We start from the raw sequence: 20,590 nt of genomic DNA on the forward strand, positions 1-20,590 counted from the left end.
CGGCGGCATCGACCAGGGGGTCGGGCAGCTGTCACAGGCTGCTACACAGCTGGCGGCCAGCAGCGAGGACACCAAGCTGCGCATCAACCAGCAGCCCGAGGAAACCGACCAGGTGGCTACCGCCATGAACCAGATGAGCGCAACCGTGCAGGAAGTGGCACAGAATGCCGAACAAGCCTCGCAGGCCGCGACCAACGCTGACCAGCAGGCGCAGATGGGCGACCAGGTCGTGTCCGAAGCCATCGGCCGTATCGAGCAACTGGCCGGGCAGATGGATCATTGCCTGGCAGCCATGCAGCACCTGGCGGGCGAAAGCCAGCGCATTGGCAGCATCCTTGACGTGATCAAGTCGGTGTCCGAACAGACCAACCTGCTGGCGCTGAACGCCGCCATCGAGGCGGCCCGTGCAGGCGAAGCCGGCCGTGGCTTTGCCGTGGTGGCCGATGAAGTACGCGGTTTGGCCCAGCGTACCTCGACGGCGACCGAGGAGATTGGCCAGCTGATCGACAGCCTGCACAGCGGTACGGACGACGTGACCCGTTTGCTGGACAGCAGCAAGCGCCTGACCGAGCAGAGCGTGGCGCTGAGCCGCAGGGCCGGGCAGGCGCTGAGCCAGATCACCGACACAGTGTCGAGCATCCAGGGCATGAACCAGCAGATTGCCACGGCCAGCGAAGAACAGAGCGTGGTGGCCGAGCAAATCAACCGAAGCGTGATCAATGTGCGGGATGTGTCGGATCAGACCAGTGCGGCCAGTGAACAGACGGCGGCTTCGAGCGGGGAGCTTGAGCAGCTGGGGCAGCAGTTGCGGGGGATGGTGGGGCGGTTCAACCTGTGAAATGCCGGGGCCGCGTTGCGGCCCATTCGCGGGACAAGCCCGCTCCCACAAGCATCACGCACCCTGACAGAAGCCGGGCACCTGTGGAAGCGGGCTTGTCCCGCGAAGAGGCCGGTGCGGTTACAGCACCTGGCGCAGGAACGCCTGCGCGCGCGGGTCCTTCGGCGCATCGAAGAACGCCCCAGGCGCGGCATCTTCAAGCAGCTTGCCATGGTCGAAGAACAGCACCCGGTCCGCCACTTCGCGGGCAAACCCCATTTCGTGGGTGACGCAGACCATGGTCATGCCTTCCTGGGCCAGGGTCTTCATCACGTCCAGCACCTCGCCGACCATTTCCGGGTCCAGCGCCGAGGTCGGCTCGTCGAACAGCATCACTTTCGGGTCCATCGCCAGGGCGCGGGCAATTGCCACCCGCTGTTGCTGGCCGCCGGACAGGCGCGACGGGTACTCGTTGGCCTTCTGCGAAATACCCACCTTCTCCAGCAACGCCCGGGCCTTGGCTTCACGCTCGGCCTTGTTGCGCTTGCGCACCACCTTCTGCGCCAGGCACAGGTTTTCGAGCACGGTCATGTGCGGGAACAGGTTGAAGTGCTGGAACACCATGCCGACTTCGCGGCGGTAGGCGTTGATGTCGGTCTTCGGATCGGCCAACTGCAGGCCGTCGATGGCCACATGGCCTTCGTCGAAATGCTCCAGGCCGTTGAGGCAGCGCAGGAAGGTCGACTTGCCCGAGCCCGATGGGCCGAGCACTACCACCACTTCGCCCTTGGCGACCTGGGTGGTGACATTGTCCACAGCCCGGACCACTTGGCCACGGGTGTCGAACACTTTCAGCAGGTCACGGACTTCAATCACTTTGCGCAAGCCTCCGCTCGAGCCGGCTGGCCAGGTGCGACAGCGGCAGGTTGATCAGCAGGTACAGACCTGCCACGCAGAACCAGATCTCGAAGGTCGAGAACGAGGTGGTGATGGCCTCGCGGCCGCTTTTGGTCAGTTCGGTAATCGCAATCACCGAGACCAGCGAGGTGTCCTTGACCAGGCTGATGAACTGGCCAGCCAACGGCGGCAGCACGCGTTTGAAGGCTTGCGGCAAGATCACGTGCCGCATTGACTGGCCAGCGTTCAGGCCCAGCGAGCGGGCGGCTTCGTTCTGGCCTTTGGCGATGGACTGCACGCCAGCACGGACGATTTCCGCCACGTAGGCGCCCGTGAACAGTGCCAGCGCGGCCACCCCGGCAAACTCGCGGGACAGGTTGAGGACGGTGCCGATGAAGAAGTAGAAAATGAAAATCTGCACCAGCAGCGGCGTGCCACGCACCAATTCGACATAGACGGTTGAAAGGTCGCGCAGGGTCGGGTTGCTGGACAACCGGCACAGCCCAGCGAACAGGCCGATGACCAGGCCCAGGGCGCCAGACACCACCGACAGCCACAATGTGGTCCACAGGCCCCAGGCCAGCGGGCCGGCTGCCCAGTGGCGGGTGACACCGATCTGGTCGCCTTCGGCAACATCGTCGCCGCGGCTCAGTTGCAGGCTGTCCTTGGCCACGTCGAGCACCTGCTCGTCACCTTGCTCGTCCTTCAGGGTGACGCGAGCGTTATCGCCGGCAATGACGATGTCCTGCACGGTGCCGTTACCGGCGGCGCGCTGTACGTCCTCGGCCTTGTAGGCGAAGTACTGGGGTACACGGTTCCAGCGCCACTCGTAGGACATCATCGAGGTGGCCATGTACAGGCTGATCGCCAGGCCGACCAGCACCAGGGCGGTCAGCCCGTGCCAGGGCCACTGGGCTTTCTTGTGTTTGATCACGTGGGGTACTTCCGTAAATGCGAACGCGCAGGGTTTGCCTGCGCGTCGGGGTCAAAGCCGGGCTTGTGGCCTGGGCCTTATTCCATGTCCTTCAGCCAGTCCTTGTTCTTGAACCACTTGTCGTGAATACGATCGTAGGTCCCGTCATGCTTGATCTGGTGCAGGAAGTTGTTGATGAAGTTGATGCTGTCGTAGTCGCCTTTCTTCAGGCCGAAGGCCAGCGGCTCGTAGGTGAAGGGCTCTTCGAGGAACAGCAGCTTGCCGGCACCGGCCTTCTCCACGGCGACCACGTTGTATGGCGCGTCATAGACGAAGGCGTCAGCCTTGCCGTTGACCACGTCCATGACCGCTTCCTGTTCGTTGTCGTAGCCGTGGTACTTGGCTTTGCCGATCAGCTTCTTGGAGACCATTTCGCCGGTGGTGCCCAGCTTGGACGTCAGGCGGTACTTCTCGTTGTTCAGGTCCTTGTACGACTTGATCTCGCCCGCCAGCTCCTTGCGGATCAGCAGGGTCTGGCCAACCACGATGAAGGGTTCGCTGAAGTTCAGGCGCAGGTTGCGTTCCTGGGTCAGGGTCATGCCGCTGCCGATCATGTCGAACTTGTCGGTCAACAGGGCCGGGATGATGCCGTCATAGGCGGTGGACACTGCCTCGAACTTGACGCCCATGGACTTGGCCATGGCCTTGAGAATGTCGACTTCGAAGCCGATGATCTCGCCACGCTTGTTGGTCATCTGGAACGGCATGTAGGTCGGGTCCATGCCCACCTTCAGGGTACCGCGCTTGACCGCGTCATCAATGGCGCCTGCCTGGGCCGCAGTTACAGCGACCAGGGCGGTTACACCGACCAGCAGTCGCGAAAGGTATTGCTTGATCATCACCAAGTCCCCTAGCAAGAAAAGTAGCGAATCTTATTGTGTTGGCACGGCCGTACTGGCCGAGGCGTCGTATCGGAATGGGATGCTAACGCATGGCGGCTCGGGGACCTAGCGCCGGGGGGGACTTTGTTGGCCAAAATCGAATGCATGGGCTGTTAAAAGCTTCGCGGGGCAAGCCCGCCCCCACAGGGACCGCACAGCATTCAACAACTGTGAGGTCCCTGTGGGGGCGGGCTTGCCCCGCGAATGGACGGATCAGGCGCCGACGAGTGCCGGTTGGCCTTCATTCTCCGGATGCAGCGGCAACAACGGCGAGTGCGGGTCATTTTTGATCGACGCGCGCCACACATCGATCCACGCCGCGTTGTGCTCTGCCCATACCTGCTCGTGCAGGCGGGTCAGCGCAACCGGGTCGCTGAGCAGGGCCAGGCGAGTATTGAGGTCCAGCCCTTTCGGCCCGACTTCCATGGCCTTGGCCACGCGCTCGGCACGCAGCGCTTCGATCGGCGCCGCCTGGCCATGACGGGCAGTGGCCATGGCACAGGCCAGGGCGTTCTGCCGGGGGTCGACCACAGCCCGCACAAAGCCGTCATGCAGGGCATGCCAGCGGTTTTCGTGGGTGTACTGGTCGGTGGCCAGCAACTCTTGTGGGGTGGCGTATTCCTCCGGGATGAGGAACAGCTTCTCGTCCTTGGCCGCCAGGCCCAGGCGAGTGCGGCTGGAAATCACCGAAACCGGGATCGACAGCACCAGCGAGCCAACGATTGGCGCCAGCCACCACAGGAAGCTCGGGTTCAACCACGCCACCAACGCGGCCCAGGCAATACCCAGCAGGGTTTGCGGACCATGGCGACGCACAGCCTCGCTCCACGGCGTGGAGTCGTCGTCACGCTGTGGCGAGTTCCAGGTCGCCGCCCAGCCGAGGAACGCGGCCAGCACGAAGCGGGTGTGGAAGATCATGCGCACCGGTGCCAGCAGCATGGAGAACAGCATCTCCATCAGCATCGACAGGGTGACCTTGATCCGCCCGCCAAACTCGACGGCGCCCTTGGCCCAGATCAGGATGATGCTGAGCAGCTTGGGCAGGAACAGCAGCACGATGGTGGTGGAGAACAGCGCCACGGCCTTCTCCGGGTGCCACTGTGGCCATAGCGGGTAGAGCTGGTACGGCTCGATGAAGTACTGCGGCTCCATCAGGGTGTTGGTCGCCAGCAACGCCGTCGACAGCACCAGGAACAGGAACCACAGCGGCGCCGACAGGTACGACATCACCCCGGTGAGGAACACCGCACGGTGCACTGGGTGCATGCCCTTGACCAGGAACAGGCGGAAGTTCATCAGGTTGCCGTGGCACCAGCGCCGGTCGCGCTTGAGCTCGTCGAGCAGGTTGGGCGGCAGCTCTTCGTAACTGCCCGGCAGGTCGTAGGCGATCCATACGCCCCAGCCGGCCCGGCGCATCAGCGCAGCTTCGACAAAGTCGTGGGAGAGAATCGCACCGGCAAACGCCCCCTTGCCCGGCAACGGCGCCAGGGCGCAGTGCTCGATGAACGGCTTCATGCGGATGATCGCGTTGTGGCCCCAGTAGTGCGACTCGCCCAGCTGCCAGAAGTGCAGGCCAGCGGTGAACAGCGGGCCGTACACGCGGGTGGCAAACTGCTGCATGCGTGCATACAGGGTGTCCATGCCCGAGGCTCTAGGCCCGGTCTGGATGATGCCGGCGTCCGGGTTGGCCTCCATCAGGCGCACCAGGCTGCTCAGGCACTCGCCGCTCATGACGCTGTCTGCGTCCAGCACGACCATGTACTTGTACTCGCCCCCCCAACGACGGCAGAAGTCGTCGAGGTTACCGCTCTTGCGCTTCACACGGCGCCGACGGCGGCGGTAGAAGATGCGGCCGAAGCCTTTGGTTTCGCGGCACACGTCCAGCCAGGCTTGTTGTTCGGCCACGGCAATGTCGGTGTCGTTGGTGTCGCTGAGCACGAAGAAGTCGAAGCGGTCGAGGTTGCCGCTGGCGGCCACCGACTCGAACGTTGCGCGCAGACCGGCGAACACGCGAGGCACGTCTTCGTTGCAGATCGGCATCACCAGTGCGGTACGCGCCTCGGGTGCAATCGGCTCGTTGCCGGCGCTGCTGCCCGAAATCTTGTATTTGTCGCGCCCGGTAAGCAGCTCAAGGAAGCCCATCAGCGCGGTCCAGAAGCCCGCCGACACCCAGCAGAACAGGATACCGAAGAGGATCAGGATGGAAGTTTGCAAGGCATACGGCCACACCTGCACCACGGTATCCCACAGCGGCTGGCTGAGGACTTCGTCAAGGTCGACGAACGACCAGCCCTGGTACGGCAGGATGCCCTTCATGTACCAACCGGCGATGATGGTCTGGCCGATCATCAGGGTCAGCAGGATGTAACGGCGGATAGAGCCCACCGTGCGCCAGCGTGCCGGCGGCAGCTCGCGCTTGGGCGGCTGCGGCGCGTTGGTGCGGCCGGTCATGCGCCGCCACATGCGGATCAGCACGTTGGTGCGCCAAGGCTCGGGCACAACTTTGGTGCGTTTGATCGGCGGGGCGATCTTCAGGCAAAGGCGGCCGCTGCCGTCGACGCCGAGCATTTCGGCCTCTTCCAGCTCGGCGGCGCTGCCCACGGTCAGGCGCGGGCCCACCGAGGCCTGCACGGCCTCGGCAGCGTTGGCGGCCGGGTTGGCCGCCAAGCGTTGGTGCAGCTCACTGAACGACGTGCAGCTGGCGAGTTCCGCCCGTTGCTCGTCACTCAGTGGTAGGTGAGCCAGGTACTCGCCAAGCGATACTGGCCTTGCGTTTGAGTTACTCATCGGCAGGCAACTGATAGCTCCAGGTCTCGGTCAGCACCTTCTCGGTGGTGGCCGGGGTCCCGTTGGTGGGCGCCGCATCGGCGGCAGGTTGTTCGGCCTTGGCATGTTGCTCAGCCTTGACGGCTTTCTCGGCCTTGGCATGCTTGGCTGCGGCCTTGTCCTGCTTGGCGTCCTGGGCAGGCTTGGCGGTTTCGGCCGGCACATCACGCACCAGCGCGGCACGCATTTCGGTCGACTTGTTAGCTTCCTTGATCTTCAGGCGCAGGGTCAGGCGCCAGCCCTTGGTCTCAGGGTTATAGCGCAGATTGTTCTCGACCACCTCGGCATTGTCGCCAACGCTGATCTGGCTGCGCACCGCGGTGTCTTCCGGCAATGCGGCCAGGGCCGGCCCGGCGAAGTCGACCAGGAAGGCCACGCTGCCGTCTGGCTGGCGGATCAGGTTGGACTGTTTCACGTCACCGGTGGAACGCAGGGTCTGCTTGACCGAGCCCAGCTCAGGGGCCTGGAACTTCGCCTCGTCGATGGTCCAGTGCAGGCGGTAAGCGTACTCGAACGGCTTGCCTGGCTCCGGCAGTTTCTCCGGGCTCCAGAAGGCTACGATGTTGTCGTTGGTCTCGTCGGCGGTCGGAATTTCGACCAGGTCGACGGTGCCCTTGCCCCAGTCGCCCTTCGGCTCGATCCAGGCGCTTGGGCGCTTCTGGTAGTTGTCGTCGAGGTCTTCGTAGTCGCTGAACGCGCGCTGGCGCTGCATCAGGCCGAAACCACGCGGGTTCTCGACGCTGAAGTTGCTCACGGCCAGGTGTTTAGGGTTGTTCAGCGGGCGCCACAGCCACTCGCCATTGCCGGCGTGAATCGACAGGCCTTCGGAGTCGTGCAGGGCCGGACGGTAGTTGAGGACCTTGGACGGCTGGTTGGGGCCGAACAGGAACATGCTGGTCAGCGGGGCAATGCCCAGGCGGCTGACCTGGTCACGCAGGAACACGCGGGACTGCACGTCGACCACGGTGTCGTTGCCCGGGCGCAGGGTCAGCTTGTAGGCGCCGGTAGAGCGCGGCGAATCCAGCAGGGCGTAGATCACCAGATGCTTGTCGGCCGGCTTGGGCTTCTCGACCCAGAACTCGGTGAAGCGCGGGAATTCCTCGCCCGACGGCAGCGCGGTGTCGATGGCCAGGCCACGGGCCGACAGGCCATAGACATGGCCCTTGCCGACCACGCGGAAATAGCTGGCGCCAAGCAGGGTCATGATCTCGTCCTGCTTGTCGGCCTTGTTGATCGGGTACAGCACGCGGAAACCGGCGTAACCCAGGTTCTTGGTGGTTTCCGGGTCGTGGGGCACGTCACCGAACTCGAAGCGGCTCGGGTCGTACTTGATTTCCTCGACCTTGGTAGCGGTGACTTCGTTGATTTTCACCGGGGTGTCGAAGTGCATGCCCTGGTGGTAGAACGACAGTTTGAACGGGGTCTTGTCCTTGGCCCACTCGGCCTTTTCCTGCAGGAAATGGATTTTCTGGTAGTCCGCGAACTTCATGTCGCGGAACACCGCCGGCAGGTTGCTTTTGGGTACGTCGTACTTCTGGCCGGCCAGATCCTTTGCCTTGGCTGCAACATCGTCAAGATTGAATGCCCACAGCTGGCCCGCGCTCATCAGGCCGACCAGTGCCACACTGGCCATCAGGGCCTTGCGTAGCCGGATGCCGGGGATTCTTGATGCTTTTTGGGGACTAACAATCACGAGCAACCCTCGCCGAAAACAGATCATGAAACCAACGGCCAGCGACAAATGCCGGGTTGGCGAGCACTGTTCGGACCCCGTGAGGGCGTAATGATTCCCCAAACGGATCCAGACAATGCTCGAGTCAGAGTGAAACGAACCTGCGAACGCAGGTCCATGCAGCGCGCGATTATCCAGCAGGTCGCGTGACAACGCATCAGGCTGAACCAACTATTTATCGTACAAAACCCCTTGTTTTCTTATAAACAAAGGGTTTTTGACCTCATATTTGTAACATAAATGTTACGGGGCCATCATTGACCAGATGCACCTGCATGTCCGCACCGAACTGCCCGCTCGCCACGTTGGCATGCTGGCTCTTCGCTCGCTGCAAAAGATAGTCGAACAATTCAGCTCCGAGGGCCGGCGGCGCTGCCGTCGAGAAGCTCGGGCGCATGCCGTTGCGGGTGTCTGCGGCCAAGGTGAACTGCGACACCAGCAGCAAATCACCCCCGACATCCTTCAACGACAGGTTCATCTTGCCCTGCTCATCGCTGAAAACACGGTAGTTCAGCAGCTTGTGCAACAGTTTGTCGGCCTGCTCGCGGGAATCTTCAGGCTCGACTGCCACCAGCACCAGCAAACCCTGGTCGATGGCGCCGACCACCTCCCCCGCCACTTCAACCCGCGCACCGCGCACGCGCTGCAGCAAGCCCCTCATGCTTCTTCCAGGGGCAGGTCAAGCAGGCGGCGGGCCATCTGGTCGGCGGCACGCACCAGCGCATCGGTGATGCCCGGCTCGGACGCAGCGTGGCCAGCGTCACGAATGACCTTGAGTTCGCTGTTCGGCCAGGCCTGGTGCAGGGCCCAGGCGTTATCCAGCGGGCAGATCACGTCATAGCGACCGTGCACGATCACCGCTGGCAGATGGGCGATCTTCGGCAGGTCGCGGATCAGCTGGTCCGGTTCGAGGAAGGCGTTGTTCATGAAGTAGTGGCACTCGATACGCGCAATCGACAGCGCCCGCTGCGGCTCGGAGAAGCGGTCGACCACCAGCGGGTTCGGGCGCAGGGTGGCGGTACGGCCCTCCCAGGTTGACCAGGCCTTGGCAGCGTGCATCTGGGCAATCTGGTCATTGCCGGTCAGGCGCTTGTGGAAGGCCTTGACCAGGTCCCCGCGCTCTTCCGGCGGAATCGGTGCGATGTAGTCTTGCCAGTAGTCGGGGAACAAGCGGCTCGCACCCTCCTGGTAGAACCACTCGATCTCCTGCGGCCGGCACAGGAAGATGCCACGCAGGATCAGCCCATGGACACGCTCGGGATGGGTCTGGGCGTAGGCCAGGGCCAGGGTCGAGCCCCACGAGCCGCCAAACAGCACCCATTTGTCGATGCCAAGGTGCTCGCGAATGCGCTCCAGGTCCTCGACCAGGTGCCAGGTGGTGTTGTTTTCCAGACTCGCATGGGGCGTGGAGCGACCACAGCCACGCTGGTCGAAGGTGATGATGCGGTACAGGTTGGGGTCAAAGTAGCAGCGGCTCTGGGCGTCGCAGCCAGCACCCGGGCCTCCATGGATGAACACCACGGGCAGACCTTCGGGCGAGCCACTTTCGTCGACATACAGCACATGCGGCGCTTCCACGGCCAGATCGTGCCGGGCGTAGGGTTTGATCTGCGGGTAGAGGGTCTGCATTGCGCACTCCGTGTGAGGATATTGACTGCCGTTGGGCATCATAAACCTGAATTGCGCTTTGAGCATGTTCTCGTACCCTCGAACATGAAAGTTCGAGGACCACCGTACGAATATCTACCACATTCTCCCTGGCCATGTAGCCATAGTCGCTGAGCCTTTCACTGCACACAGGTTCATATGACCATGGAACAAGACACCCGCCTCCCGTATGCGCTGATCGCAGGTAAAACCCCCAACTGGTTGAAAACCGCGGCGCCATCGACCCACGCCCTCATGAAGCAGGTCATGAGCACCCGTGCAACTGCACTGGAGCAGGCATGCCAGACCCAACCGGCCATCGCCAGCGCGCTGACAAGCGAGCATGCGCGGCTGCAGGCGGCCATGGCCGAGGTGCAGGCGCTGTATCGTGCCTTGCCGAACCTGGAAGCATTCGCCAGCGAACAATTGAGCACAGCCATCAAGCAAACCTTCGGGTTTGAGGTAGACGTCTGCAACAACTATCTGCTGGACGTCCGTCACCTCGACAAGCAACCCGGACAAGCGCTGGAAGCTTACAAACATGCCACCCATACATTGCTGGAAAGTGCGCTGCACAACTTCGAGGCCAGCGCAGCAGAGCCCGGTGGCATGGACAACGATAATGCCCTTCTGAAGAAATCGGTGATCCTTGACCACAAAGGTTTCATGGGCACAGTGCCCATCCCCAATTCCCTCGACATCGCACCCGAACGCTTCGCCCGTCTGTGCCGCGAGCTGGATATCGGTGGCCAGTACCAGGCAAAGTTGCAGGCAATCTACTACAGCGACATCAAGACCGGTGCGAGCAACCCGGCAACCTTCGACAAGCTCGCCGAGCTCGAACGCTGCACTTTCACGCAAAGCCTGCACCTCGCCCGGCTGCAGAATGACATCAGCCAGGCTCTCTATGAAACCGCTCTGGCGCTGCCCCTGGATGTTCCAGTGCAGTCCTCCAGCCTGACGTTCAGTGCACTTTCGCTGTGGGATGTGCAGCTGACCCGACTGCGCCTGTTCGATTACCAGGCAACGGACGGGCACCCATCAGTGGCGCTTTACATTCCGGACGATCCTGAAACACCGCTCAAGGAATTTGCGTCGCAGACAGAATGCGAGCAATGGCTGCGCGATCGCCTGCTTGGCGACATTCACTACCTCGACCACTGCATGAAAGAACGAGACAAGGCCCACCTGAGGGTCCGGCTGCTCGACCGACTGATGCCGTTGACGCTGACGGTAACGGGCGCCCATGAGCGCACCGCAGACCCACATGCCAAGGTGTTGTTGCAGGCACGCCAGCTCAGTGGCTCCCTGTTACAGGGGCTGGTGACGGAAAAGGTGTTTCGCCATGAAGAAGACGTCGCCTTCCATGCCCTGCCCACAACGCTCATGGATACCATCAGTGCGGTAAGTCACCGCGAGCACCTGCTGCAAAAAGCACTGACCACGCTCAACATTGCCGGGTTCTTCGTGCCTGCGATCGGCGAGGTCATGCTGGGGATCTGCGCACTGCAACTGGCTTACGAGGTTTATGAAGGTATCGAAAGCTGGGCCCACGACGATAAGCAGCAGGCTTACCAGTACCTGCTGGACGTGGTGCAAAACGTTGCGCAGATGGCCGCATTCAGCCTGGCCATCAAAGCGGCCGAGGGCGGCGTGAGGGCCGCTGCTGGCGGGCCGGGCGAGCCAACGGTGTTACCAGAGCCAATGCCCGTTGAGACCCCTTCTTTCATCGAAGAGCTCGACGATGTAGAACTCCCCGAGGGCCAGATCAAGCTCTGGAAACCCGACTTGGCGCCCTATGCCCAGCCCATCGACATACCCGACACACTCGGACCAGACGAGCTGGGCCTGCATCATCACCAAGGTAGAACCTGGCTGAAGCTGGACGGCCAGACCTACGCGGTCAGGCGCTTACCCCAAGGCGATGGATATCGCATCGAACACCCAACCCGGGCGAATGCCTACCAGCCACCACTGCGTCACAACGGCGCCGACATCTGGCTGCACCCACTGGAACATCCCGAACAATGGCAGGAACAGCAATTGTTGCGTCGCTCCGGAACAGCCAACGAAGGGTTTGACGACGACACCGCGCAGCGCATCTTGCGGGTCAGCGGCATCAGCGAGGATGTGCTGCGCAAGGTGCTGTGCGACAGCCAGCGCCTGCCTGGACAGCTGGAAGATACCTTCACCCGCTTCAAATTGTACCGGGCCATTGAGCAGGCGAACGCCCAGGCATTACCCGGTCAGATTCAACGCGACTTTTACCAGCAGTACCAGCGCCTTCCTGCCAGCCAGGCGCCGGGGGCAGACCTGCTGCGCACCCGCTATCGGCAGCTCCCTTCCCCGGTCATCGAAGAGCTGCTACACAATGCTACCGCCAGCGAACTGGCCGACCTGGGCGATGGCAAGGTCCCCAGGCGCCTGGCCGACGAAGTCCGCCTGCTCCAGCAACAGCTCAGGCTCAACCGTGCTTACGAAGGGTTGTACCTTGAGCAGTTGCGCAACTGGGACACCGATTGCCTGGTCCTGCATACCCTTGCGCGATTGCCCGACTGGCCGGCGGATACCGGCATCACCCTGGAACAGCGCATGCACTCGCCCAACCAGAGCGCCCGTATCGGTCCCGTTGATGCGGCGCAGAATCCGACGATCATCAGTGCCCGGGCTGGCTACTTGCTGATGCACAGCGAAACACCCGATGCCCCCTTGAATGCCCATGCCACCTTGTATGGCGCCCTGTTCGAAGCCCTCAGCGAAGCACAGCGCACGGCGCTGGGGATCGACGATGAGGCGGCACTCAAGGCATTGGTGGTAAACGCCCAGTGGCTGCCACGCCCAGCCCTGAGGCAGGTATTGGGCATGCAGCCGATAAAGCCTGAATTCCGTTCGCCCATGCGCCTGGCCGATGGCCGTCTCGGCTACCCGCTGGGCGGAGCCCGCCCGCGCGCCACCAGTTTTTCACGGCATACACTGCTCAACAGAATCAGGCAGATCGGCCTGTACCTCCCCCTGCCCCACCCCGCCGAACAGACGCTGGCAACGCTGGAAAGCCGCAACCTGGACCGCAGTGCGATCAACGACCTGCTCGACACGCTCCTGGAGCAACGCCACCAGTTGCAGTCGAGCCTTGACAACTGGCGGCAGAGGGGCGAAGCGCTGACCCACCAGAGTGCGAACGAATTCGAGCAGTTGGCAGGTAGCATTTTGCAGCACTGGTATGATCGAGCCTTCGCAGCAAGCCCCGATCCGGGCAATCCGTTAAGGCTGCAGCGCCTGTCCCTGTTGGATTTCCCCCTTGAGTTACCGACGTTCTTCACCGCAGGCGTACGTGAGCTGCAATTGCTCGAGACCCAGCCCGAGCGCTTTGAAGGCTTAGGCGAACACACCTCACGCCTGAACAGCCTGCTGCGGCAATTCGCCAATCTCACAACGCTGGAGATCAGCCGCGCCTACCGGCCTGAGGCGCCTCCTTCGCCGTTCCAGTCCAGCTTGCCCCTGATCGCAGAGCATCTGCCCTCACTGCAATCGCTGAGCCTGATCAACCAGAATATGGTAATTGCCACCTCCGATATCGACAGCCTTACGGCCTTGGGCGAGCTGCGCCGCCTGGACCTCAGCGGAAATCGCTTTTCCGACGACTCGCCGCCCGATTTCAACCGCCTGGAGCTGACTCATCTCGGCCTCGATAACATGCAGCTGGAGCATTGGCCCAACGGGCTTGGCTGGCACGTTGCCCACGAAATCCGCGAAATCTCCCTGCGCAACAACCGGATCACCTTACTGCCCCATTTCCTGCTGCAACACATTGTCGGCATTACCCGACATCCCCAGCTCTTTCTGCAAGGCAACCCGATCAGCTATGACGACATGCTGACCGTGATGCTCCGCAGAGACGAATTTCAGACACGTTTCGAGTGGGACCAGCCAGCCGATTTTCGTGAGCTCCTTGACCAGCACCTGCAGATGCGTCAACAGTTGCACGACCTTCTGGACAACTATGTCAACGCTTCCTCCTCCACCACAGTGGTCAGCCAGGCTGTATTGGCGGGCAGAATGCGCATCGAGAATGCCTTGAATCAGTTCTGGATTGCTCAGGAGACGCGTCAGTACAGCCCCGCGCTGTACCTGTCAGGCATTGCACTGGAGCTGTTCCCGACTCGTCTGCCCACATTCCTCAACGAACGCGTACATACCCTCTACCTGAACAATGTCAGCGGCACCACAGCACAGTTGCAAGACCTGCTTGGTCGATTCCCGCACTTGGTCCGCTTGACTGTAGATAATTTCGTCCGGGCTCAACAAGACCTGCCGATGGCACTGCAGCGGTCCTCTGAACTTCATTCTCTGTCCTTGAACAATGTCGGGCTGGAGATCGATCAGCGTTTCATGGATGCCTTGGCACCCCTGCAAAGACTCGAAGCGCTGGACCTCAGCAACAACCGCTTGGGCACGATCGTCAGTGCGCCACCTGCGCTGGGGTCGCTGCGACGCCTTGATCTTTCCCGGGCGGACCTCGAGCAGTGGCCCGCCTGGGTGGATCGTCTGTTGCCCCTGGAGGTGCTGGACCTACGCCATAACCATATCAGGGAGCTGCCACAGCACATTCAGGAAAACCTTCACAACAACGTGCTCGTCAGCACGATCGACCTGGGCGGCAATCCATTGTCGGAGCAAGCGGTTCACCGCGCACGAGGGATATCGGAGAGCGAAGGCAGCTTCACCCTGAGGTACGATGCCCCAGACGAATGGGACCAAGACTTGCTTGACGAATTTTTCCGCAACTTTGGCGGACAGGTCATCGACGACGCCCCCGTGCTCACGGACTGGCTGCAGGCCTCGGAGCCTGAAAACGAAGCCCTGCGCGACATTTGGGAGCAACTTCAGGCGTCGGGCGACGCCCAGGACCTGCTTGCCCTGATAGGCCGGTTGAAAAACACCTCCACCTACCAGAATAACGAAACCCGCGTGGCGTTCTGCAAGCGGGTGCGACAGGTGCTGGTCAGGGCGTTGCTCAACCCGGACGAGCGGGCGCTGTTCAACATCCAGGCCAGTGAAGCCCTGACGCAGGAAAATGGCAGCCGAACCTGTCACGACGGTGCACTGCTGACATTCAAGAACATCGAGTTCTACATCGCCAGCGAGTACCTGCAGTTCGAAGGCGCGGACAACCAGGCCAACCTCTACCGTGAAGTGCGCCGGCTGTACCGCGTGCATGCGGTGGATGAACTGGCGACCCGCGAAGCCGGGGACCGGGATATAGCCGAAGTGCGCCTGACTTACCTGCGTGAACTGAATGCGCCCCTGCAGCTAGGCCTGCCTGTCGACAGGCTGCGCTATGCGATCAACCCCAGTATCGACGAATTGATCGATGCCGAGGTGCAGGTTCAGCGCGGCGAGCTCGGGGAGGACTTCCTGCGCTTTGCCTCCGCCAATGAAGTGTGGGTCCAGCATTTGCGCGAGGCCTACCCAGAGCGTTTCGCGCAAATCGAAGACAGCTACCGAGGTCAGGTGATCGAATTGCAGGATCGTTATCCAGAACGGTCACTGGACACACTGGCGGATGAGTTCAACGCACTGGAAAGAAGACGGCAGGCTCGCGAATTACACTTGATCCGCGAACTCACCGTCTGGGCCGACCCTGATCGCAGGCCTCGTTCTTCAAGCGAGTGACCTGGCTCAAGGCCCTAAGCGGCCGGCTTCCATGCCAGCATGGTTTCGAGCAGTTTGCGCAGCACACCCTGGGTTTGGTGCGCAAGCTGTTCGCAATAGGCAAACGGCTCGCACTCTTGCATATAGGTGCTTTGCGCCAGCTCCAGCTGCACGGCGTGGATGCCGTCGCATGGCTGGCCGTAATGACGGGTGATGTAGCCGCCCTTGAAGCGCCCGTTCAGCACATGGCTGAAATCCACCGCCTCGGCGCAAACGCCTTGCAGTTGCTCTGCCAGTCGCGCATCGCAACTGGCGCCATTGAACGTACCGAGGTTGAAGTCCGGCAACTTGCCCTCGAACAGGTGCGGGATCTGGGAGCGGATCGAGTGGGCGTCCCATAGCAGTGCATAACCGAACTGATCACGCAGGCGCAGCAGCTCTTCATGAAGGGTGTCGTGGTACGGCCGCCAGATACGTTCCAGATAGCTCGCGCGCTCGGCTGCCGAGGGTGCCTTGCCCTCCTTGAACAACGGCTCGCCGTCGAACAGCGTGGCCGGGTACAGCCCGGTGGTCGCGCCGACATACAGCGGTTGGTCATCTTCAGGCCGGTTCAGGTCGATTACAAAGCGCGAATACTCCGCCGCCACCACGCTCGCACCCAGTTCCCAGGCAAAATCGTACAGACGCGGGATGTGCCAGTCGGTGTCGGGCAAGCTGCGCGCCGCATCGACCAGCCCCTCGTCCACGGCGGGAGTCAGTTTCAGGCCGGCGTGCGGCATGCTGATCAACAGCGGCAAGCGGCCTTGGTGAAAACTCAGAACCTTGTCCATCGTGCCTCGCTCAGTTGGAGATTTCGTGGCCCTTGCGCACCACGCGCTTGGGCAGGTCGCCACCCAGCCAGTAGGCCAGGTCGGCGGGGCGTTCGATTTGCCAGGCGACGAAGTCGGCTACCTTGCCCACTTCCAGCGAGCCGTGGCTGTCCCCCAGGCCCAACGCCGTGGCGGCATGCACAGTGACGCCGGCCAAAGCTTCTTCCGGGGTCATGCGGAAACAGGTGCAGCCCATGTTCAACATCAGCCGCAGCGACAGCCCTGGCGAAGTACCGGGGTTGAGGTCGCTGGCCAGGGCAATCTTCACCCCGTGGCGGCGCAGTGCATCCATGGGTGGCAACTGGGTTTCGCGCAGGAAATAGAAGGCGCCCGGCAGCAGCACGGCGACCGTGCCGGCTGCAGCCATGGCAATGGCGTCCTCCTCGGTCATGAACTCCAGGTGGTCGGCCGACAGCGCCTGGTAGCGGGCCGCCAGGCTGGAGCCATGCAGCGACGACAGCTGTTCGGCGTGCAGCTTGACCGGCAGGCCCAGTTCGCGGGCCTTGATGAACAGCCGCTCGACCTGGGCCGGGGAGAACGCCAGGTGTTCGCAGAAGGCATCCACCGCGTCCACCAGGCCTTCGGCGGCCAGGGCCGGCAGCATCTCGTCACAGATGTGCGCGATGTAGTCGTCGGCCCGGCCGGCATACTCCGGCGGCAGGGCATGCGCAGCCAGGCAGGTGGCGCGCACCGCCAATGGCAGCTCGTCTGCCAGGCGCCGGGCCACGCGCAGCATCTTGCGCTCGTTGGCCAGGTCCAGGCCGTAGCCGGACTTGACCTCGAGGGTGGTTACGCCATCGCGCATCAGCGCCTGCACCCGCTGGCGGGCACTGGCGAACAACTCGTCCTCGCTGGCCGCACGGGTGGCCCGCACGGTGCTGGCGATACCGCCGCCCTGCGCGGCGATTTCAGCGTAGCTGACGCCTTGCAGGCGCTGCTCGAACTCGCCGCTGCGGTTGCCACCGAACACCGCGTGGGTGTGGCAGTCGATCAGCCCCGGTGTAACCCAGGCGCCGCCCAGGTCCACCGTGCGGTCAGCGTCAACCGCTGCCAGCTCGGCGCGTGGGCCGATCCATTCGATCAGGCCGGCGCTGGTGACGATGGCCGCGTCTTCGATGGCCGAATAACGGCCCTCGGCCATGGTTGCCACATGGCAATGCTGCCAGAGGGTTCTCATGCACAATCTCCTTTGCTAGCGGTGCAGCTCGACCGGCTCTGCTACTGGCTGGCCCTGCCCTGCGCGCGGCTTGCACCACAGCAGGTAGGACGCCACCAGGAACACCACCCATATCACGCCGACGATCAATGCCGCCTGGGTATCCGGGAAGTAGCCGAGCACGCCAAAGATGAACACCATGAACGCAATGGCCATGGCTGGGCCATAAGGCCAGAAGGGTACCGGGAACTTGAGCTGGGCCACTTCTTCACGGCTCATGCTGCGGCGCATGGCCACCTGGGTGAGCAGGATCATCAGCCACACCCAGACGGTGGCGAAGGTGGCGATCGAAGCGATCAGCAGGAACACGTTCTCGGGGATCAGGTAGTTGAGCAACACGCCGATCAGCAGCGCAGCGCCCATCACCACCACGGTCATCCACGGCACACCGTGTTTCGACAGCTTGCCGAAGCTGCGTGGCGCATGGCCTTGCTGGGCCAGGCCATACATCATGCGGCCTGCGCCAAAGATGTCACTGTTGATGGCAGAGATCGCGGCAGAAATCACCACCACGTTCAGCACTGCGGCGGCAGAGCCAATCCCCAGGTGGCTGAAGATCTGCACGAACGGGCTACCTTCGCTGCCGATCTGCGGCCACGGGTACAGGCACATCAGCACAAACAGGGTGAGCACATAGAACAGCAGGATGCGCAGCGGCACGGCGTTGATTGCCTTGGGGATAACACGCTGCGGGTCCTTGGCCTCACCGGCAGTGACACCAATGATCTCGATACCGCCAAAGGCGAACATCACCACGGCAAAGGAGGCAATCAGCCCGCCCACGCCATTGGGCATGAAGCCACCGTGGTCGAACAGGTTGCTTACCCCCACGGCATGCCCGGTACCGACCTGGCTGAAGCCGAAGGCCATGATGCCGAGGCCGGCCAGGATCATCGCGACGATGGCGCCGACCTTGAGCAGCGACAGCCAGAATTCCATCTCGCCAAAGACCTTGACGTTGCACAGGTTGAGGCCGCCGATGACGAAGACGATGCCCAGCACCCAGACCCAGCGGGCTACCTCCGGGAACCAGAAGCCCATGTAGATACCGAAGGCGGTAACGTCGGCGATGGCGACGATGACCATCTCGAAAGCGTAGGTCCAGCCGAGGATAAAGCCGGCCATGGGGCCGAGGTAGGTGCTGGCGTAGTGGCCAAAGGAGCCGGCCACCGGGTTGTGCACAGCCATTTCGCCAAGGGCGCGCATGACCATGAACACGGCGGCGCCGCCGATCAGGTAGGCCAGCAGCACGGCCGGGCCGGCCATCTGGATGGCCGAGGCCGATCCGTAGAACAGCCCGGTACCGATGGCGGAACCGAGGGCCATGAAACGGATGTGGCGGGCACTTAGCCCGCGCTTGAGACCTTGAGCTTGTTGCATGTCACGTCCTTAAATTGTTTTTGTGGTCGTGAGATCAGGGGGGCGCCATGCAACCCCATCGCGAGCAAGCTCGCTCCTACAAGGGAACGCGTTGCCTTTGGAGGAGCGAGCTTGCTCGCGATGGGCCGCAACGCGGCCCTAGGGGCATTACAGACTTGGCAGTACACCCGCCGGCAGCAAACCGGTCAGACTACCCTTGGCCAACAGTTCCACAGCCTTTTCGATGTCTGGTGCAAAGAAACGGTCACGGTCATAGTGCGGCACTTCGCTACGCAGCGCCTGGCGCGCTTGCTCCAGCTTGGCGGAAGTTTTCAGGCCTTTGCGCAGGTCCAGGCCCTGGCAGGCGCCCAGCCATTCGATGGCCAGCACGCCACGGGTGTTTTCGGCCATTTCCCACAGGCGCTTGCCGGCAGCCGGGGCCATCGACACGTGGTCTTCCTGGTTGGCCGAGGTCGGCAGGCTGTCCACGCTGTGCGGGTGCGACAGGGCCTTGTTCTCGCTGGCGAGAGCGGCAGCGGTAACCTGCGCGATCATGAAGCCGGAGTTGACCCCACCGTTTTCCACCAGGAACGGCGGCAGCTGGGACATGTGCTTGTCCATCATCAGCGAGATGCGGCGCTCACTGAGCGAACCGATTTCGGCGATGGCCAAGGCCAGGTTGTCGGCGGCCATGGCCACCGGTTCGGCGTGGAAGTTGCCGCCGGAAATCACGTCACCTTCGGCAGCGAACACCAGCGGGTTGTCGGACACGGCGTTGGCTTCAATGCCCAGCACCTCGGCGGCCTGGCGCAGCTGGGTCAGGCACGCGCCCATGACCTGCGGCTGGCAGCGCAGCGAGTACGGGTCCTGAACCTTGTCGCAGTTCTTGTGCGACAACGACACTTCGCTGGCTTCGCCCAGCAGGTCGCGGAAGCAGGCGGCGGTGTCGATCTGGCCGCGCTGGCCACGCGCTTCGTGAATACGCGCATCGAACGGCGAACGCGAGCCCAATACGGCCTCGACGCTGAGGCCGCCGCAGGCGATGGCCGCCGCGTACAAGTCTTCGGCATGGAACAGGCCGCGCAGGGCATAGGCGGTGGACGCCTGGGTGCCATTGAGCAGGGCCAGGCCTTCTTTTGCAGCCAGGGTCAGCGGTTCGAGGCCGGCAACTGCCAGGGCTTCGGTGGCCGACAGCCACTGGCCCTTGTAACGGGCTTTGCCTTCGCCCAGCAGCACCAGTGACATATGTGCCAGGGGCGCCAGGTCACCGGAAGCACCCACCGAGCCTTTCAGCGGGATGTGTGGGTAGACTTCGGCGTTGACCAGGGTGATCAACGCGTCGATGACTTTGCGACGAATGCCGGAGAAGCCACGGCTGAGGCTGTTGATTTTCAGCACCATGATCAACCGCACCAGGTCGTCATCCAGCGGCGCGCCGATACCGGCGGCGTGGGACAGCACCAGCGAGCGCTGCAGGTTTTCCAGATCGTGGCTGGCGATGCGGGTCGAGGCCAGCAGGCCGAAACCGGTGTTGATCCCGTAGGCGGTGCGGTCTTCGGCAATGATCTGCTCGACACAAGCGACGCTGGCGTCAATGGCCGGCGCGGCGCTGGCATCCAGTTGCAGGCGCACAGGCGCGGCATGGATCGCGCGCAGCTGGGCCAGGGTCAGGGTGCCGGGCTTGAGGGTGAGTTCGGTCACGTTACTACTCCAAATCGCGT

13 protein-coding genes are annotated in these 20,590 nt (G+C 62.7%); 2 read left to right on the forward strand and 11 right to left on the reverse strand.

Going from position 1 to position 20,590, the window contains the following annotated elements; all coding sequences use genetic code 11:
• Window positions 1–124: 124 nt before the first annotated feature.
• The gene (locus tag LU684_RS30685) at window positions 125–838 is read left to right on the forward strand and encodes a methyl-accepting chemotaxis protein (protein ID WP_442964199.1); all 714 of its coding nucleotides are present in this window, start codon (window positions 125–127) and stop codon (window positions 836–838) included.
• 120 nt (window positions 839–958) lie between these two features.
• Here the strand turns inward: LU684_RS30685 and LU684_RS06440 are convergent, their stop codons facing one another.
• From LU684_RS06440 to pip, 7 genes are all read right to left on the reverse strand, one after another.
• A complete protein-coding gene (locus LU684_RS06440; protein WP_024717350.1) occupies window positions 959–1,693 on the reverse strand; it encodes an amino acid ABC transporter ATP-binding protein in 735 nt (244 codons plus the stop codon).
• Complete coding sequence (locus tag LU684_RS06445) at window positions 1,686–2,648, reverse strand: amino acid ABC transporter permease (protein ID WP_016489571.1); 963 nt, start codon at window positions 2,646–2,648, stop codon at window positions 1,686–1,688. The genes LU684_RS06440 and LU684_RS06445 overlap by 8 nt, the downstream gene beginning before the upstream one ends.
• A 77-nt stretch (window positions 2,649–2,725) precedes the next feature.
• Complete coding sequence (locus LU684_RS06450; RefSeq protein WP_024717349.1) at window positions 2,726–3,523, reverse strand: transporter substrate-binding domain-containing protein; 798 nt, start codon at window positions 3,521–3,523, stop codon at window positions 2,726–2,728.
• 258 nt (window positions 3,524–3,781) lie between these two features.
• Entirely contained in the window at window positions 3,782–6,355 is a 2,574-nt protein-coding gene (mdoH, locus tag LU684_RS06455; protein WP_016489573.1) for a glucans biosynthesis glucosyltransferase MdoH, read from the reverse strand.
• Window positions 6,348–8,087 (reverse strand): glucan biosynthesis protein G, encoded by a 1,740-nt coding sequence (locus LU684_RS06460; protein WP_332880188.1) that lies wholly within the window; start codon window positions 8,085–8,087, stop codon window positions 6,348–6,350. Before LU684_RS06460 ends, mdoH begins: the two co-directional genes overlap by 8 nt.
• Before the next feature lie 262 nt (window positions 8,088–8,349).
• Window positions 8,350–8,787 carry a D-aminoacyl-tRNA deacylase gene (gene dtd / locus LU684_RS06465; RefSeq protein ID WP_016489575.1) on the reverse strand — a complete coding sequence of 146 codons (438 nt, stop codon included), beginning with the start codon at window positions 8,785–8,787 and terminating at the stop codon, window positions 8,350–8,352.
• Window positions 8,784–9,755: a prolyl aminopeptidase gene (gene pip, locus LU684_RS06470; RefSeq protein ID WP_016489576.1), complete on the reverse strand. Its 972-nt coding sequence runs from the start codon at window positions 9,753–9,755 to the stop codon at window positions 8,784–8,786. Before pip ends, dtd begins: the two co-directional genes overlap by 4 nt.
• Window positions 9,756–9,938: 183 nt before the next feature.
• Here pip and LU684_RS06475 point away from each other — a divergent pair, with 183 nt between their 5' ends.
• Entirely contained in the window at window positions 9,939–15,446 is a 5,508-nt protein-coding gene (locus LU684_RS06475; protein WP_232894281.1) for a dermonecrotic toxin domain-containing protein, read from the forward strand.
• A 14-nt stretch (window positions 15,447–15,460) separates the two neighbouring features.
• On the opposite strand, the gene hutG is transcribed toward LU684_RS06475, so the two are convergent.
• From hutG to hutH, 4 genes are all read right to left on the reverse strand, one after another.
• Window positions 15,461–16,255, reverse strand: a complete 795-nt coding sequence (gene hutG, locus LU684_RS06480) for an N-formylglutamate deformylase (protein WP_232894282.1) — start codon at window positions 16,253–16,255, stop codon at window positions 15,461–15,463.
• A 10-nt stretch (window positions 16,256–16,265) separates the two neighbouring features.
• Window positions 16,266–17,471: an imidazolonepropionase gene (hutI, locus tag LU684_RS06485; RefSeq protein ID WP_060516896.1), complete on the reverse strand. Its 1,206-nt coding sequence runs from the start codon at window positions 17,469–17,471 to the stop codon at window positions 16,266–16,268.
• 15 nt (window positions 17,472–17,486) lie between these two features.
• Window positions 17,487–18,890 (reverse strand): amino acid permease, encoded by a 1,404-nt coding sequence (locus LU684_RS06490; protein ID WP_016489580.1) that lies wholly within the window; start codon window positions 18,888–18,890, stop codon window positions 17,487–17,489.
• Between the two features lie 147 nt (window positions 18,891–19,037).
• Window positions 19,038–20,570, reverse strand: a complete 1,533-nt coding sequence (hutH, locus tag LU684_RS06495; protein WP_016489581.1) for a histidine ammonia-lyase — start codon at window positions 20,568–20,570, stop codon at window positions 19,038–19,040.
• Window positions 20,571–20,590 lie beyond the last annotated feature (20 nt).

Source organism: Pseudomonas sp. NMI542_15 (genome assembly GCF_021283425.1).
Lineage (GTDB): Bacteria > Pseudomonadota > Gammaproteobacteria > Pseudomonadales > Pseudomonadaceae > Aquipseudomonas > Aquipseudomonas fortuita.